Genomic DNA, 17009 nt, shown 5'->3' with positions numbered 1-17009 from the left:
AAAGCGGCTTAACACGAAACGCCAAACCGATGGTCAACTCGCTCGACTCGGGTCCGGGTTCGGCGCGTCCGACCGGCACGGTTGCGTTTCTCTTTACCGATATCGAAGGTTCAACGCAACGCTGGGAATCGCACCGCGACGCGATGGACGATGCTGTCAAAAGCCACGACGCGCTCGTGCGCGATGCCATCGAACGGCGCGACGGCTATGTGTTCAAAACCGTTGGAGATGCGTTTTGCGTTGTGTTTGCGCGCGTTTCCGACGCGGTTGCGGCGGCGTGTGAAGTGCAACGTGCACTGGTCGAGCAAGACTTCCGTGCAATCGGCGGATTGACCATTCGCATTGGCGTACACGTCGGCGAAGCTGCGGAACGTCAGGGTGACTACTTCGGACCGGCCGTCAATCGCGTCGCGCGACTGATGTCGATCGGTCACGGTGGCCAGATCCTATTATCGAGCGTCACTCGAGATCTCGCTTTCAGCGATCTGCCAGCAGGCGCGTCACTACTCGATCTCGGCTCGCACCGATTAAAAGATCTCACCGAACCCGAGCACGTGTGGCAACTCAGCATTGAGGGATTACCGGCGGAATTTCCAACGCTGCGATCGCTCGACGCACGCCCAAACAATCTTCCGATACAGCGCACGAGTTTCGTCGGGCGGGAGCACGATGTCGCCGACGTCGGCGAACTGCTCGAGCGCCATCGTTTGCTTACGCTGGTTGGGTCGGGCGGCATTGGCAAAACGCGGCTCGCGTTGCACGTTGGCGCAGAGTTGCTCGATCGCTATCCCGACGGGGTGTGGTTTGTCGATCTTGCACCGATTTCCGACCCAGAACTGGTGTCGAGCGTGACCGCGCAGGCCTTGGGCATGCGACAGCAACAGGACCAGCGCGTCGACGAGACGATCGCCCAGTGGCTCAAGCCGAAGACGTTGCTCATCATCTTTGATAACTGCGAACACATGTTAGAGTCGACGGCCCGAATCGTGACGTCGATAGTTACGTCTGCACCGCAAGTCGCAATCCTCACTACGTCGCGACAAGCGCTCGATATCACTGGCGAAATCGTACATCGGCTTCCACCGCTGCCGCTTCCGGCCGATATTGCCGGCTTAACCGCAGAGACAGCGTTGCAGTACGGGGCAATCCTGCTGTTCGCCAATCGCGCCGCGGCCGCCGATACGCGCTTTACGCTCACCGACCATACCGCACCCATCGTGGCCGAGGTATGTAAGCGGCTCGACGGCATTCCGTTGGCGATCGAGCTTGCGGCTGCGCGAGTCAAGATTCTGAGCATCCCCAACCTTGCCCAACGCCTCGACGAACGTTTTCGGATCCTCACCGGGGGCAGCCGCGACGCGCTTCCGCGTCAGAAGACGTTAAGCGCGATGATCGACTGGAGTTACGACTTACTCACGCCGCAAGAACAGCTATTGTTCGCGCGTCTCGGGGTGTTCGCGGGGGGATTTGGATTGGATGCTGCAACGAGCGTCTGCGGCGGCGAGGACCTCGATGAGCTCGACATTTTCGACTTGCTCTCTTCGCTGACCGATAAGTCGTTGGTCGTGACCGACACCGCGGGCGAGCGAGAACGCTGCCATTTGCTTGAAAGCACGCGCGCCTATGCGCTGAAGATACTTGTTGCAGCGGGCGAACACGAGCGGTTAGCCCACCGTCACGCGGCGTATTTTTGTGATCGGGCGCATGATGCCGACGAGCGCGTTGGCACAGGCTCGACGGCGGCGTGGCTGACGAGCGTCGAACTGGAACTGGACAACTATCGCGCTGTGTTGGAGTGGGCACTCAAAGGCGGCCACGATCTGGCGCTGGGTGGTGCTGTCGCCGGAGCGCTAGGGTCGCTTTGGTTTCATGGTGGGCTCACAGAGGAAGGGCAGTATTGGATCCGCTTAGCGCAAGCAGGCCTTGCCGAATCCATGCACCCGCTGGTGGCGGCGCGAATGTGGCGTACGCTAGGTGTAGCTTCCTCCGGCAAGCGCAAACGCGATTGTGCGCAACGCGCCCTCGCGCTATACCAATCGGTGGGCGACGAGAAGGGGCAGGCTTGGGCGCTCCACGCTCTTGCGCTTAGTCTCTATCAAATGGCGGGCCGCCTTGAAGAAGCGAGTGATGCGAGCGCACGCGCGCTTGCGGCGATGCGCGCGGTGGCGGATGCACCGGGAGTGATTGAGTGCCTGAACATGCAAGCGATTATTCATTGGGCTCGTGGTGATGTCGTAGCGGCGCGCGAGGAATACACCAAGGCGCTAGCCGCATACACCGCCCTGGGGGGAGACGAGGCTGGGGCAGCCGTGGTGCTGGGAAATCTCGCGGAGTTGGAGTTCGGAGACGGTCAGGTGGAGCAGGCAGTCCGCCTGGCGGAGGAAGCCCTGGGGATCCAATCGCGTGGCAAGAACGCATCGACATTGGCGGACTCCTACCTCAACCTCGCCGCCTATCGCATCGCGCTGGGAGACATGGACGGGGCGCGTGAGACTGCTCGCACGGGGCTGCACTGGGCGCGACAAACACAGTACGCGTTAGGCATCGCGATCGCGTTGCAGCATATCGCGCTGCTCTTGGCGCTGCGCGGAGAGGTGAGCGATGCAGCGCGGCTCATCGGCTACGTCAATCTGCAATACAAAGAACTCGGGAGTGAGCGTGAGGCCACGGAGACGTGGAGCTACGAGAAGCTCATAGCCGCACTGCACGAGCCATTAAGCGAAGCCGCCATCGATAAGCTCGCGGCCGAAGGCGCGACGTGGTCGGAAGACCGGGCGATCGAAGCAGCGCACACAGCCTGACCACAAGCAGGGTAACGTGGTGCTCATTGGCTGAGGTAACTCACTAAGCCTCGCATTGCAAGCGGACCGATCGCGACTCATTAAGGGGCTGATGTATTGCGCCGACGTCGGAAATGGCGAGGTTTTCGCATATCCGGCCGGTGGTTCGCCGGAGTGTTTGCTTATAGCGGAGGGCCTAATGCTCGCCGAGAACGCAAGCACCAGCCTGACAACTACTTTAAGGGAGTCAAGATTCAATGAATTCCCCTGGTTCTCTCAAATGCGCCGGCGCCGTCGTCGCACTCGCACTCGTTTCGGCCTGCGCCGGTGGATCGACGGTTTCGCCATCAGCCGCTACCCCCAGTGTCACCCGCGTCGGTAAGATGCTGTTCGTCAACGGCAGGCCGATAACGGCGGAGCGGCTTAATCCGCTCCCGCGTTATGCGCAGCTCGTACCGGAGGCGACGAAGTCGAAAGACTACGAGTACATTTTTAACTACTACGGCTCGTATGCCAGCATTTTCAACTATCCTAAGAACACATCCATGATCGGACAGATTAATGGCGCAGGCGGCCAAGGGTGCACGAACGTTTTGTCCGGTTACGGCAAGAACATTTTCTGGAATGCTGGACGCACGGGCAACGTCATGACCGAATACCAAGTTCCGGACAAGCAGATCGAGACGCTACCGATCGATTACGCCTTCACATCCAGCTGCGCCATGAATACCAAGGGCGACCTCGCAGTTGGGATCCTCATAAGCGACTCGTATGGTAATGCCGGACAGCAAGTGATCTTCAAGAAGGCAAAAGGTAGGGGTAAGGTTTACCAAACGCCTTTGGCTAGAGCGTTCTTCGCCGGCTACGACCCTAAGGGCAATCTCTTTGCCGATGGTTTCGACCAGAGCTATTATACCAGACTGGTCGAGCTTCCGCAGCGCACTAAGAAGAAAGCAGTCACCATTACGACCAGCAACTCTATCGGGTTTCCTGGCTCGGTACAGTGGGATGGCACCTACCTCACCGTATTCGATCAGGATACGCAGGCGCTGTATCAGTACACGTTGAGCGGAACGACGGCAACGTTGAAAAACACCGTGCAGTTGGTCGGAGCTAGCGACTGCGCGCAGACGTGGATCGTTCCCCGCCTGCTGTATTGCGCCGACGCCGGAACTGACGGCGGCGAGGTTTTCAACTATCCGGCTGGCGGTTCGCCGGTTGCGACGTTCTCGGGAGACTTCGATACGCCACTCGGCGTGACGGCGGCCGCGAAGAACTAATATAATTCACCGAGCGTTAGTCAAACGAACACCCCTGGTTGCCTTGTGCGCCGGGGTGTTTGCTTATAGCGGAGGGCTCAATGCTCGCCGAGAACGCAACGACACCAAGCCTGACAACTACTTTAAGGGAGTCAAGATTCAATGAATTCCCCTGGTTTTCTCAAATGCGCCGGCGCCGTCGTCGCACTTGCGCTCGTTTCGGCGTGCGCCGGTGGATCGACGGTCTCGCCGTCAGCCGCTACGCCCAGTATCACCCGCGTCGGTAAAACGCTGTTCGTGAACGGCAGGCCGATAACGGCGGAGCGGCTGAATCCGCTCCCGCGTTACGCCCAGCTCGTACCGGATGCATCCAAGGCAAAGGATTACGAGTACATCTTCAACGATTATGGCTCGTACGGAAGCATTTTCAACTATCCCACCAGCATCAACATGATCGGTCAGCTTGATGGCGCCGGCGGCCAAGGCTGCACCAACGTTTTGTCCGGCTATGGGAAGAACATTTTCTGGAATGCTGGACGCACGAACAACGTGATGACCGAATACCAAGTTCCGGACAAGCAGATCGAGACGCTACCAATCGATTATGACTACACGTCCAGCTGTGCTATGAATGCCAAGGGCGACCTCGCAGTTGGAATCCTGCTAAGCAATTCCTATGGTTCGGCCGGTCAGCAAGTGATCTTCCAGAAGGCGAAAGGCACCGGTAAGGTTTTCCAAACGCCGCTGGCTCGAGCGTACTTCGCCGGTTACGATCCCAAGAACAATCTCTTTGCCGACGGTTTCGACGCGACCTATTACACCAGACTGGTCGAGCTTCCGCAGGGCCACAGGCAGAAACCGGTTACGATCACGACGAGCAACACTATCGGGTTTCCCGGATCGGTTCAATGGGATGGCAAGTATCTCACGGTGTTCGATCAGGATACGCAGGCGCTGTATCAGTACACGCTGAGCGGAACGACGGCAACGTTGAAAAACACCGTGCAGTTGACTGGAGCTAGCGACTGCGCGCAGACGTGGATCGTTCCGGGCCTCCTGTATTGCGCCGACGCGGGAAATGATAACGGAGAAGTTTTCAAATACCCGGCCGGTGGTTCGCCGCTTGCGACGTTCACGGGCAGCTTCGATTTCCCGCTCGGCGTGACGGCAGCCGCGAAGAACTAGCATACTTCCCCGACCTTAGTTAGCGAAGGCCCCCGGTTGCCTCGAGCGCCGGGGGTTTTATGTATAGCGGAGGGCCTAATGCTCGCCGAGAACGCAACGACACCAAGCCTGACAACTACTTTAAGGGAGCAAGATTCATGAATTCCCCCGGTTTTCTCAAATGCACCGGCGCAGTCGTCGCCCTTGCGCTCGTTTCGGCGTGCGGAAGCGCCTCGACGGTCGCGCCGTCGGCCGCTACCGTCGCGCCGTCAGCCAAACTCAAGGCGACGTACGTAGGCAGGACGCTGTTCGTAAATGGCCGGCCGGTAACGGCGGCAAGGCTGAATCCACTGCCGCGTTACGCCGAACTCGTGCCGGATGGCTCGAAGTCAAATACGTACGAATACATCTTCAACGACTACGGCTCGTACGGAAGCATTTTCAACTATCCCACGAGCAACAACATGGTCGGCCAGCTTGACGGCGCGGGCGGACAAGGTTGCACCAACAGGTTGCACGGTTATGGGAAGAAGATTATGTGGAACGCCGGACGTACGAACGACGTGATCACGGAGTATACCGTTCCTGATAACAAGGTCATCAAGACGCTGCCTCTTGGCTACGATTACACCTCCAGCTGCGCCATGAATAAGAACGGCGATCTTGCAGTTGGAGTTCTACTGGGTGACTCGTACAGCCGAGGCGGCCAGGAGATCATCTTTAAGAACGCGACCGGTAAGGGTACGGTGTACGACACGCCGATGTACAAAGCGTACTTCGCGGGTTACGATCCGAAGGGCAATCTCTTCGCCGACGGCGAGAATGAATCGTATGGCTTTATGCTCGTCGAGATTCCGAATGGCACCGGCAAAGCCGTCCAGATCACAACCAGCAACTCCCCGGAATTTCCCGGGTCGGTACAGTGGGATGGCACATATCTCACAGTGTTCGATCAACTCACGAATCAGATGTATCAATATAACGTGAGTGGAACGAACGCAACGTTGAAGAATACCATCCAATTCAATGGGTCGGGTGACTGTGCGCAGACGTGGCTCGTTAAGGGCCTGATGTATTGCGCAGACGCCGCAAATGACGAAGGGTATGTTTTCAGCTATCCGGCTGGTGGTTCACCGCTCGCGACGTTTTCGGGAGACTTCGATTTCCCACTCGGCGTAACGGCGGCTAGAAAATAGTTTACTTCATCAAGTAGCAATGATATAAGACAAGCCGGTCGCTAGGCGATCGGCTTGTCTCCCGGATCAAATGGCTTGGACAAGGGGGGCTCGCAACACCTGCTGTCGTTATGACGATGATTGCGCCCATAAACGTATCCTTGCAGCGTGGCTTTTTGTTTCTGAATCGTTACCTCGAGAAGGGTCGTCTCTACAAGCGGCGCGACGTTCTGCGCGGCCTGTGTTCCGGGAACATTTTGTACACTCGGAAGACTATTCGATCCGATCGGGCTCGTGCCACCGCCTCCACAACCTGTGAGGATTGTTTTTAAGGTCTGTCAACTAAGGCGGATCGCGACTCACAAAGTCACCGAAAACGGTCTGGGCGTGTATTACAATCAGACCTCGGGCGCTTGTTCTATCGCCAGGTCTTTCGGCCACGCCGCACCTTCGGCCGCGTACGCTCCGTAGAAAGTGCGAACGTGTTAAGCTACTTAGTCGCGATCGCTAACGAAGAAGATGCGAGCGAATAGAATTCCCAAAGCCGCATGCAACCCGGCCGCCGGCCACAGTAGCAGCCCCATGAACTCGCGGCGGAAACCTACGTAGAGAAAGAATATTGCCGCGAGCACATTGTAGATCAGAAGGCCGCGAACGGCTGGAGTGGCGCGGCTCGGGGATCCGGTCTGGGGCCAGCAGGCTAGCCCCAGTGCAAGCAATGCGAAGCCGGCGATACGGCCCACGGCCTCGCCGCCGGCAGACAACTCGGTGCCTAGCAACAGCCGCGCGACCAGCGAGGGACCGACGATGAGGACAAGGCCGGTTGCGGCCTCAACCCCGGCAGAAAATCGAATGAGTTTCATTTTCGCTCCGAACCGTTCAGACTGACGGGGTAGTTGGCTACTGCCGCGCCATAATCATATTCATGACCTCTTCACGATTCAGAAGATGGTCGGTGTCCTCACCGCTGGTTTCGATAACGACGACGTCGATGGCGCCATTGAAGGCACTCTTTTGCGGAGGCATGTCCGGCGTAATCGGAGAGCCCCGCTTGATCCCGACATCCGATGTCTCGTCAGCGGAGAAAACGGCGGGGACCGTCCGGTCGACGCGGCCGTTGCCAACGGCGTTTCCATCGATGAAAAGCGTTACGGTCGCACCTTTAGCGAGGCCGCCGCCGTCATAGGCGAACTCCATCCGTAGCTGGTGCTTGCCCGAAGGGACCACCTCGGTTGAAGTTATGAGGAACTTCTGAAGTCCAAGAAAGTTGTAGATGTACGTGAGCTTCCCGTCCTTGACATAAAACATCCAGCCGCCGCCGATTCCGCCTTGAGAAAGGATCGTTCCGTTGGCAACCGTCCCTTCGGGAACGGCGACCTGAGCCGTAATCGAATGGCTCTTGTTCTTGACATTGATGAGCCCGTTCTCATTGAGGCCGCCCATGCCGGTAGCGAGCACCTGCGATGTGCCGCTCACGAGTACCGGTCGTCCCGCGGTGTCCGAGTTCATTCGTTCCGACATGCGATCGTCCATCGGTAAGACGCCATTGCGTGTGGCTTCGATGATCCAAAGACGCTGCAGCTCGTGCAGCTTGTCGGGCATCTCCTTCGAGAGGTCGTGCGCTTGCGACCAATCCTTCGTCGTGTCGTACAGTTCCCAGACATCATCGTCGAACGGCAGTGTTTTCTCCGTCATAAGCCATGGTGTGTGATGGCGCGTGACCGCCGTCCAGCCTTTGTGATAAATACCACGATTGCCGAACATTTCGAAATATTGCGTTTCACGCCGTTCGGCCGCGTTCGCATCGTCGAAGTTATAACGCATGCTCACGCCCTGCATCGGGACCTGTCCTACGCTGTTGACCATATACGGCTGCGGGAGATTCGCTGCCTCAAGAATCGTAGGCGCCACATCGATGACGTGATGGAACTGATGTCGTATCTCGCCCTTCGCCTTGATGCCCTTCGGCCATCGCACGATCGTACCGTTTCGTGTGCCGCCCCAATGCGACGCAACTTGCTTGGTCCATTGGTAGGGCGTATCCATGGCGTGGGCCCAGCCAACCGCATAATGATTGTATGCTTCGACGCCGCCAAGCTTATCGATACGTTCTGTGAGAAACTCGGGCGTTTCGAGCGCATTCATTCCATTGAATGGAATCATCTCACTGAACGTGCCCTGGGGCGTGCCTTCGGCGGAGGCGCCGTTGTCGCCGATGATGTAGTAGATGAGCGTATCGTCGAGCGCCTCGACTTGTTCCAGTGCATCGATGAGTCGTCCGATGTGGTAGTCGGCGTACGAATAGAACCCGGCGTACACTTCCATCTCGCGCGCGAGCACGCGCTGGAACTGCGGCGTTTGCGAATCCCACGATGGAATCTCTTTTGGGCGAACCGTGAGTTCGCAGTCTTTCGGAATGACGCCGAGCTGTTTTTGCCGAGCGAACGTCTCTTCGCGTAGCTTGTCCCAGCCTTGATCGAACTTGCCCTTGTACTTGTCGGCCCAGTCTTTGGGGACGTGGTGCGGCGCATGCGTCGCGCCCGGCGCAAAGTACATAAAGAACGGCTTATCACCGGCCAGCAATCGTTGCTGTCGAACCCATGCTATCGCACGATCGGTCATGTCTTCCATGAAGTGATAGCCCTCTTCGGGCGTCTTGTCGGGTTCGACGATTTTCGTACCCTCGTGAATCGCGGGGTACCATTGATTTGTCTCGCCGGCGATGAACCCGTAGAAGTGTTCGAATCCCGAGCCGGTCGGCCAGCGATCGAAGGGACCCACCGGGCTCGCTTCCCACACCGGGACTTCGTGGCACTTTCCGAACTGCGCGGTCGAATAACCGTTCAGCCTAAGGATCTCGGGAAGCGGGGCCATCGAATTGGGCCGCACCGAGCTGTAGCCGGGCGCGGAGGTCGCGATTTCGGTGATGCCGCCCATTGCAACGGTGTGATGATTTCGCCCGCTCAGGAGCGCAGCACGCGACGGGGAGCAGAGCGCCGTCGTATGAAAGCGCGTGTAGCGCAACCCGTCTTTTGCCACCCGCTCCGCTGTGGGCGCTTCGCACGGGCCGCCGAAGACGCTCGACGCGCCGAACCCCACATCGTCGATGAGCACGATTAAGACATTTGGGGCGCCTTTCGGCGGCCGCAACGGCTCGATTGGCGGAAATGACGAGTCGGGATCCTTTGCGTCGTACGCCATAAAGCCCGCATAGGGCTGGTCAGGAATCGGAAGCACTTCGCGCTGAACACGTTTTGATGACTCAGTAGAGCCCGACATCGATACCTCCACGGCAAGAGACAAGAGCGAACACCCTTTACTCTACTGTGGCGAGTAGCCTGCGGCTATCCGGAAAACGCAATGAATGCGGGTTGATCACTCCGGTTCCGATATGGCAAGTCTAACGAAGTCGAGCTGAAATAGGGTTTCACCATTAGGCTGAATGCACGTTCCGCTGCGTCTACTTCGGGCTTCGCATAATCGCAGAGAGCGATAGCTGAGGGTCGTATCGATTCCGCCAGTTCAGCGCACGGCTAATCCTCCTCGTTTCAAACAATCCGCTCGAGACACTTCCAAACGAAATTCGCAGCGCTCCCGCACGATCGTAACCTTCGGATCGTCTCGAAAGATTTGGTGGAGCGAATCTGCTCCGGTGCGCGCTTTAGGTGGTTGTAAAATACCGAAACCGGGCTGCTGCTGCGTGCGAGCGATCGAGCAATGCCATGGGCGAGCGTCCGACGAGATAAGTCGCAGGTCCCGCGCACGCGGTTTCGCGATTGAGTGGCCCCGGTCGAACGTGGTATTATCGTTCTCCACTAATCTTGCAGGAGACGAATGATGGCGAAAGTGCTGTGCGTACTGTACGACGATTCGATCGATGGTTTTCCGCCGAAGTACGCGCGAGCGGACATTCCTAAGCTCGATCACTATCCGGGCGGCCAAACGTTGCCCACGCCGAAGGCGATCGACTTTACGCCCGGCGAGCTCTTAGGCAGCGTTTCAGGAGAGCTTGGTCTACGCAAATACCTTGAAGGCCTGGGACACACGCTCGTCGTGACCTCCGACAAGGAAGGTCCCGATTCAGTCTTCGAGCGCGAGTTGCCGGATGCCGAAATCGTCATTTCGCAACCGTTTTGGCCGGCGTACCTTACGCCCGAACGATTTGCGAAAGCGAAAAACCTGAAGCTCGCCATTACCGCCGGCATCGGATCGGATCATGTCAACCTTGAATCCGCCATTCAAGCCGGCGTGACGGTTGCCGAAGTTACCTTCAGCAACAGCATTAGCGTCGCCGAGCACGTTGTTATGATGATATTGTCGCTGGTGCGGAATTATATTCCGTCGTACCAGTGGGTCATCAAGGGCGGCTGGAACATCGCAGACTGCGTCGAGCGTAGCTATGATCTCGAAGGCATGGTCGTGGGGACCGTCGGCGCCGGACGCATCGGGTCCGCGGTTCTTCGTCGTCTGAAACCGTTCGATGTTAAGCTGCACTATACGGATCACCATCGGCTGCCCGAAGATGTGGAACGCGAACTGGGTCTGACGTATCACCCCGACGTAGCATCGATGCTTCCGGTTTGCGACGTCGTTACGATTAACGCGCCGCTGCATGCCGAAACCGAAAGCCTATTCAACGACGCGATGATCGGAAAGATGAAGAAGGGTGCCTACCTGGTCAACACGGCGCGCGCAAAGATCGCCGACCGGGACGCCGTCGTTCGCGCGCTAGAAAGCGGACAGCTTGCCGGGTACGCGGGCGACGTTTGGTATCCGCAGCCTGCGCCGAAGGACCATCCTTGGCGCACCATGCCGCACCACGGTATGACGTCGCACATTTCAGGATCCACCCTGTCCGCGCAAGCACGCTACGCTGCAGGAACGCGCGAAATTCTCGAGTGCTGGTTCGAGAACCGGCCGTTGCGCGAAGAATATTTGATCGTGGACGGCGGCAAACTGGCCGGCGCAGGAGCGCATTCCTACTCGGTCAAGAAATAACGAACGAGGGAAGGGGCGGTTCGCTCCTTCCCTCACTCATTCACCTTCATTGCTGAAATTGCCGCGGCAATGTCATCCACGTTCGTTTCGAGAGCAAAGTGACCCGCGTCTAAGAATCGGATGTCGGCATCTGGCACATCTCGTTTGAACGCGTTGGCACCGGGCGGAATAAAGAACGGATCGTTCTTTCCCCAGATCGCCAATAACTCAGGCTGGTACGTCCGGAGATATTGCTGATATAACGGGTACCGTGCGATGTTCGATTTGTAATCGATCTTGAGGTCGGCTTGAAGATCCATCATTCCAGGGCGCGCGAGAAGCGTTGCATCGAGCCAGTACGCCTCGGGCTCGATCGCCGCCCAATCGGGCATTCCTTGAACGTATGACTCGCGAACTCCATCGAACGACATGCGCTCTTTAATCGCGTCGTGAAGAGCTTGTGAAGGCTGGGTCCAGTACGCGCGCAACGTCGCCCAAGCAGCGTCGCCGAGGCCATCCTCATAGGCGTTGCCGTTCTGCGTCACGATCGCGGTAATTCTATTCGGATTGGCGACCGCGAGATTGAATCCAACGGGCGCGCCATAATCAAACACATACATTGCGAAGCGCTGGAGCGAAAGTTCGTCCACGAAGCCCTGCATGGTCTCGGTTAAGCCGGCAAACGTGTATCGATAATCTGCTCCGTCTTCGATCGTTGTAAATCCGAACGAAGGCAGATCCGGCGCGATACAATGGAATCGATCCGCGAGCTTCGGCATCAAATGCCTGAAGTAGTGCGAGGAATTTGCGAAGCCGTGAAGCAGCAGCAGAATCGGATTGTCTGGCGAGCCGGCTTCACGGTAGAAGACGTTTGCGGGACCAACGCGGACGGTCGAATGACGTGCGTCTAACATAGGGACGGCCTTCGGCTCTCGCCCTCCGTTACCGGCAAAGCGCGGCCAAAAACAGCCCGTTCAAGCAAGCAAGCATAACGATGTCTTTTGTTTCCGCTAAGCCAGTGTTATGCTAGCGTCAGTGCTTGCAAAACAGCGAACGCTTATCCAAAGATCGCTGTCGTAATTATCTATCTTTTGGAGGCATCTCTTATGGCAAAAGACTTCCATCTCGATCGTCGTCGCTTCTTGGGAGCCGCGGCCGTGAGCATCGCAGCCGCTCAGTTAGGTACTCTGGGCTCTGCAAGCGCACAATCGGATAGCTCAGCGAACGACACCACGACCACCACCCTCACTCCTCAAGAGGGCACGCATACCTCGTTTAGTGCGATGAAGCAGATCGAGGCCGGCTTCTTGAATGTCGGTTACGCTGAAACTGGGCCCGCGAATGGACCAGTAGTCATCCTTCTTCACGGGTGGCCGTACGATATTCACAGTTACGTCGATGTCGCTCCGATATTAGCGGCGGCCGGCTATCGAGTTATCGTTCCGTATCTGCGTGGCTATGGAACAACGACGTTCCTCTCGAGCGCAACGCCGCGAACTGGTCAACAGGCGGTGGAAGCACTCGATACCATCGCGCTCATGGACGCGCTCAAGATCAAGAGCGCCATCTTCGGTGGTTTCGACTGGGGATCGCGCGAAGTCGCCATTTTAGCGGCGCTCTGGCCGGAGCGTTGCAAAGGTCTCGTTGCCGTCAGCGGCTATTTGATCACGAACCGCAAACTGACCGTATTGCCGCTGCCTCCGAGGGCTGAGTTGGGATGGTGGTACCAGTACTACTTCGCCACCGATAATGGCGTGCTCGGCTACACGAAATACCGGCACGATTTTGCTAAGCTTATTTGGACTATCGTGTCCCCTAACTGGAAGTTCAGCGACGAGACGTTCGATCGAAGTGCAGCGGCTTTCAATAATCCTGACCACGTAGCCATCGTCATTTCGGATTACCGCTGGCGCATCGATCTGATCAAGGGTGAGCCGCAGTACGATCGTATTGAGGCCAAGCTCCAGAAGGGGCCGGTGATCACCGTTCCCACGATTACGATCGCAAGCGATTTCGACGGAGCCAATGCGAGTGGCGCCGCCTATCGAGCGAAGTTCTCGGGTAAGTACGCGCACAGAATCTTCAACGGAATCGGACACAACGTGCCCCAGGAAGCTCCGCAAGCCTTCGCACAGGCCGTGATCGATGTGGACGCTATGGGACGGAGCAGTTCTTCTTAGCGCAAGCCGCTCTGCGGGTAGGGGTTCGCTCGGCGGTTCGGGGAATTGAGTGCTCTCGGTTCGACTTGAACCGCCGACGGAGGTATCCAGATAAGTGCGTACGTTCCTTATGCTCGTATCCCTCATGCTCGTAGCGACGATGCCGGCAACGGCGGCTCCGCTCGATGGATTCCATTATCTCGTCGGTACGTGGAACTGCACGTACGTTGGGGGATCGGAACGCATGCCGTACACCAACACGTACGTATACGATCTCGACGGCAAAACGTTGCGTCAGTTCACTTCCTCGGCGGCCGGCAGCGACGAAGAGCTGCTCGCATATGATTCACAACATAGTATGTGGACGGCGGTCGTCCTCGACGAGCATGGGGACGCCACGGTGATGCACGCAGCGGGCGGCGATCCGAATCACATCGCGTACACTAGCGTCTATCCCGACGCAAGCATTTCCACAACGTTCGATCGCATTTCCGATACGAAGTACACCCTGCATGGGAGCTACAGCGTTGGCGGTAAAACTATCGCGTCAGTCGATACCTGCGTTCGAGCAACACCTTGATTTAGTTCCGTTTTAGGCAGATGGTTCGAATGGCTATTTCGGCCGCTGGATCGGGTGCAGTCGAGACGGGTCGTACGTACACCGCCATGTAGCGGTGGGAGTTCCAATTGGTACTCACGACCTCCCACACTTGTCCGGGGTCGTGATTCTGTGTCAGATACACGGCTGGGTGATTGCCACAGATGGTGATGTCTTTTGAACCTGGCTGGCGTGGTGGCACCGGGCCATTTGTGGTTTGTGCCATGATCGATTCTTTCGAAGAGCCCGGTTTGTTCCACGTTTCGCCGGCGGTGGGATCGTCCGAGTGAATCCAACCCTTCGGTGCTTCGAAGTCAACCCTCCCCGCAAACGGATGTGCACAACCCGTGCAGACGATCGCGAGGCAAAACATGGCCGCAATATGCTTCATGCTACCAATGACCGGCACTCTGGCCTCCGTCTACGTGCGAAATTTCGCCGGTTACGTACGATGCGTTTTCTAGATACATCACGGCTGAGGTGACGTCGTCGATCTCGCCGATCCGCCCCAGTGGGATCTGCCATTCCACGCCGGCATAAGAAACCTCCGGATGAGTCCTGATGATGATCGGCGATACCGCATTGATGCGGATGCCGCGCGCAGCGTATTCAATGGCTAGCGACTTTGTAGCTGCGTTTAATCCGGCCTTCACCATGGATACGAGGACGGCGGGAACGCCCTTGACGGGTTGTTCGGCAACCGTCGCAGTGATGTTGACGACGTGCCCCGATCCTTGGGTTTCCATACGGCTCAGTGCCCGCTGCGTGATGTAGAAGAAGCCGGCAAGGCTCGTCGACAGCATCACATCGCAGTCGGCCTTGGTGTACTGCGTGAACGGTTTCGAGATATACGCGCCCGCATTGTTGATCAACGTGTCGATTCGGCCGAATCTGTCAACGCCCTCGCTCATGATGCGATCCGCGGTAGCGGAATCGCTGATGTCGCCGGCAACGTTTAGTACATCCGGACCGGTGCTCCGCTCGATTTCAAGTGCGTTCGCGACGACTCTGAAACCGGCCGCAAGGTAAGCAGCGACGAGACCTGCGCCGATCCCGTGCGAGGCGCCGGTGATGACAACGACCTTTTTGTCGCTCGTAGGGTTCAAAGTTGGCCCGCCTTATGCAGCGTCTCATAGAGCGATAGCGCCAGTTTGCCCGCATGATCTTCCTTGTGATCGGGATCGCTGTTAAGTCCAAAGGCGATCACTGCGTCTTGACGTGGGAAGTAGAAATGCAGAACTCTGTACCCGAATGTCGAGCCCTCGTACGACCAGACCGTTCCCATCTGCGCTGTCGTCGTCTGGCCGACCCCCAGCCCGAAGCCGCCAGAATCTTGGAGCGTGGTCTTTGCGATCGGATGACCAGTTTTGAGCGAGACGATGCTCATCAGCTCGGTGCGTTGTTTGGGCGCCAATATCGGTCCGGCGTACAGCGCGCGCGCCCATCGCGTCAGGTCCTCGGGCGTCGAAACGATGCCGCCGGCGGCTCTCATCCACGAGACGCTATAGTCGCGCACGTCGCGTCCGAAGAGCGGTGCGAGCGGCGCGTCGTCGACTCGGCTAAAGAAGTAACCCGGTACCATGCGACTGAGGATCGCCGCCGCGTAGCGGTCGGCCGCATAGTAGGACGAAGTCAACCCGATGTTCGATTGCAAGAATCGCTGCTCTAGCTGGTTCGTGTAGCTATCGTGACCGGCGCGCTCGATGATGAGTTCGGCTAACAAGTAGTTCGTATTCGAGTAGCTCCAGCCCGTCGTTGGCGGGGGTGCGTGCGCGTTGCCGGGGTAGACGTACGCGATCAACTCGGCGACAGTAAAATTCCGCCGCGGCTCCTTCGCATAGTCTTGCAGCATGGCGGGAACGTGATCGTAACTGGGGATGCCGCTGGTCATGTTGAGCAACTGCCGGATGGTCACGCGTTTCCAGGCCGGGTATTGCGGTAACCATCGGCCCACGGTCTGATCGATCGTGAGCTTGCCCTCCGCTTCGAGTTGAAGAATGATGGCTGCCGTGAAGGCCTTCGTATTGCTTCCGATCTGCCAAAGGCTGTCGGAAGCCACCGGCGCGCCGTCTTGAATGCGCGTCGATCCAGCGGTAATGTTGATGTTGGCCGGCGCTCCGTGCAAGCTGATGCTAAGAGAAATCGCCGTTACATGCTCGACGCTGGAACGCGCGTGTAAATATTGGTCGAGGTCTTGCTGTAGCGAGCCGCGTAGCGCCTCGCCTCTCGTTGTTCCCGCAACGCCAAGCAGCGCGGTAGCCGCGAGTAGCATGGCTACAAATCGCACGGCACTAGGTTTTGGCCGGAACGACCGTCGCTATCGGATACGAGATGATGTCGAGCATAATAGTGCTCTTTTCAACCGCTTGAATGAGCTGATCGACCCGCTGGTTCCAAAGGGCGCCGGCCCACGCATGTCGCGTCCTCCAACTGGTTACGACGGTGACGCTCTTTGCATCGTCGGCTTCGAAGACCTGGCCTTCGAGGAACCCTTCCAGTCCGACGCCGACAGTGCGAAGCAGATCGGTCGCGCGAGACGTTAGTCCGGGACAGCTGTCGGCGTCGAGCGCCGCGGACCAAATGTGCACGATCGTGCGCGGTTTGCCATCTATTTCATCGTTTGGGAACTGATCGCTCATGCAATTTCTCTTTTCGAAAAATCACGCTAAACCTGCCCGACGCTTGATGGGTCGAGTCGCCTTTGGGTCGTTGCGAATGGATGCGTAAGCCGTAGACTTTTCGAACGTCCTGAATGAATTCGAACGAAGGGGTGTTCGTGGTTCCCAGTTGCGCCATGCCCGTATGCGTCTTCATTGCTGCTGTACGCTCCGCTGAAGAAGGTTGAATACGTGACGAACGGGGTTCGGTCGCACCATCGCAACGTTGCTAAAGTATCC

14 protein-coding genes are annotated in these 17009 nt (G+C 57.7%); 7 read left to right on the top strand and 7 right to left on the bottom strand.

Annotated elements, in window-relative coordinates; translation table 11 throughout:
• Positions 1-29 precede the first annotated feature (29 nt).
• The 4 genes from VGF98_07505 to VGF98_07490 all read left to right on the top strand — a co-directional run bounded on the left by VGF98_07505 (position 30) and on the right by VGF98_07490 (position 6399).
• Positions 30-2801 carry an adenylate/guanylate cyclase domain-containing protein gene (locus tag VGF98_07505; GenBank protein ID HEY1681462.1) on the top strand — a complete coding sequence of 924 codons (2772 nt, stop codon included), beginning with the start codon at positions 30-32 and terminating at the stop codon, positions 2799-2801.
• Between the two features lie 236 nt (positions 2802-3037).
• A complete protein-coding gene (locus VGF98_07500; protein HEY1681461.1) occupies positions 3038-4060 on the top strand; it encodes a hypothetical protein in 1023 nt (340 codons plus the stop codon).
• Between the two features lie 141 nt (positions 4061-4201).
• Positions 4202-5224, top strand: a complete 1023-nt coding sequence (locus tag VGF98_07495; GenBank protein HEY1681460.1) for a hypothetical protein — start codon at positions 4202-4204, stop codon at positions 5222-5224.
• 137 nt (positions 5225-5361) lie between these two features.
• Positions 5362-6399, top strand: coding sequence for a hypothetical protein (locus VGF98_07490; GenBank protein HEY1681459.1), 1038 nt, complete (start codon positions 5362-5364; stop codon positions 6397-6399).
• A 473-nt stretch (positions 6400-6872) separates the two neighbouring features.
• Here VGF98_07490 and VGF98_07485 read toward each other — a convergent pair whose 3' ends face one another.
• Positions 6873-7241, bottom strand: a complete 369-nt coding sequence (locus VGF98_07485; GenBank protein HEY1681458.1) for a hypothetical protein — start codon at positions 7239-7241, stop codon at positions 6873-6875.
• A 37-nt stretch (positions 7242-7278) separates the two neighbouring features.
• Entirely contained in the window at positions 7279-9615 is a 2337-nt protein-coding gene (locus VGF98_07480) for an arylsulfatase (GenBank protein HEY1681457.1), read from the bottom strand.
• Between the two features lie 597 nt (positions 9616-10212).
• Between VGF98_07480 and VGF98_07475 the strand changes: the two genes are divergently transcribed.
• On the top strand, positions 10213-11376 hold the full coding sequence (locus tag VGF98_07475) for an NAD-dependent formate dehydrogenase (GenBank protein ID HEY1681456.1): 1164 nt from the start codon (positions 10213-10215) through the stop codon (positions 11374-11376).
• 32 nt (positions 11377-11408) lie between these two features.
• Here the strand turns inward: VGF98_07475 and VGF98_07470 are convergent, their stop codons facing one another.
• Complete coding sequence (locus tag VGF98_07470) at positions 11409-12269, bottom strand: alpha/beta hydrolase (GenBank protein ID HEY1681455.1); 861 nt, start codon at positions 12267-12269, stop codon at positions 11409-11411.
• A gap of 192 nt (positions 12270-12461) precedes the next feature.
• Between VGF98_07470 and VGF98_07465 the strand changes: the two genes are divergently transcribed.
• Complete coding sequence (locus VGF98_07465) at positions 12462-13535, top strand: alpha/beta hydrolase (protein ID HEY1681454.1); 1074 nt, start codon at positions 12462-12464, stop codon at positions 13533-13535.
• 109 nt (positions 13536-13644) lie between these two features.
• A complete protein-coding gene (locus VGF98_07460; protein HEY1681453.1) occupies positions 13645-14094 on the top strand; it encodes a hypothetical protein in 450 nt (149 codons plus the stop codon).
• A gap of 1 nt (position 14095) precedes the next feature.
• Here the strand turns inward: VGF98_07460 and VGF98_07455 are convergent, their stop codons facing one another.
• From VGF98_07455 to VGF98_07440, 4 genes are read right to left on the bottom strand one after another with little or no spacing between them, the layout of a single operon-like run.
• A complete protein-coding gene (locus VGF98_07455; GenBank protein HEY1681452.1) occupies positions 14096-14503 on the bottom strand; it encodes a hypothetical protein in 408 nt (135 codons plus the stop codon).
• 1 nt (position 14504) lies between these two features.
• On the bottom strand, positions 14505-15218 hold the full coding sequence (locus VGF98_07450; protein HEY1681451.1) for an SDR family oxidoreductase: 714 nt from the start codon (positions 15216-15218) through the stop codon (positions 14505-14507).
• The gene (locus VGF98_07445; GenBank protein HEY1681450.1) at positions 15215-16384 is read right to left on the bottom strand and encodes a serine hydrolase domain-containing protein; all 1170 of its coding nucleotides are present in this window, start codon (positions 16382-16384) and stop codon (positions 15215-15217) included. The genes VGF98_07450 and VGF98_07445 overlap by 4 nt, the downstream gene beginning before the upstream one ends.
• 19 nt (positions 16385-16403) lie before the next feature.
• Positions 16404-16751 (bottom strand): hypothetical protein, encoded by a 348-nt coding sequence (locus VGF98_07440; protein HEY1681449.1) that lies wholly within the window; start codon positions 16749-16751, stop codon positions 16404-16406.
• Between the last annotated feature and the right edge of the window lie 258 nt (positions 16752-17009).

The sequence above is a fragment of the Candidatus Tumulicola sp. genome (assembly GCA_036490475.1).
Classification (GTDB): domain Bacteria; phylum Vulcanimicrobiota; class Vulcanimicrobiia; order Vulcanimicrobiales; family Vulcanimicrobiaceae; genus Tumulicola.
Note: the sequence above shows the minus strand (reverse complement) of the source record. Positions and strands in the feature narration are given on the sequence as shown.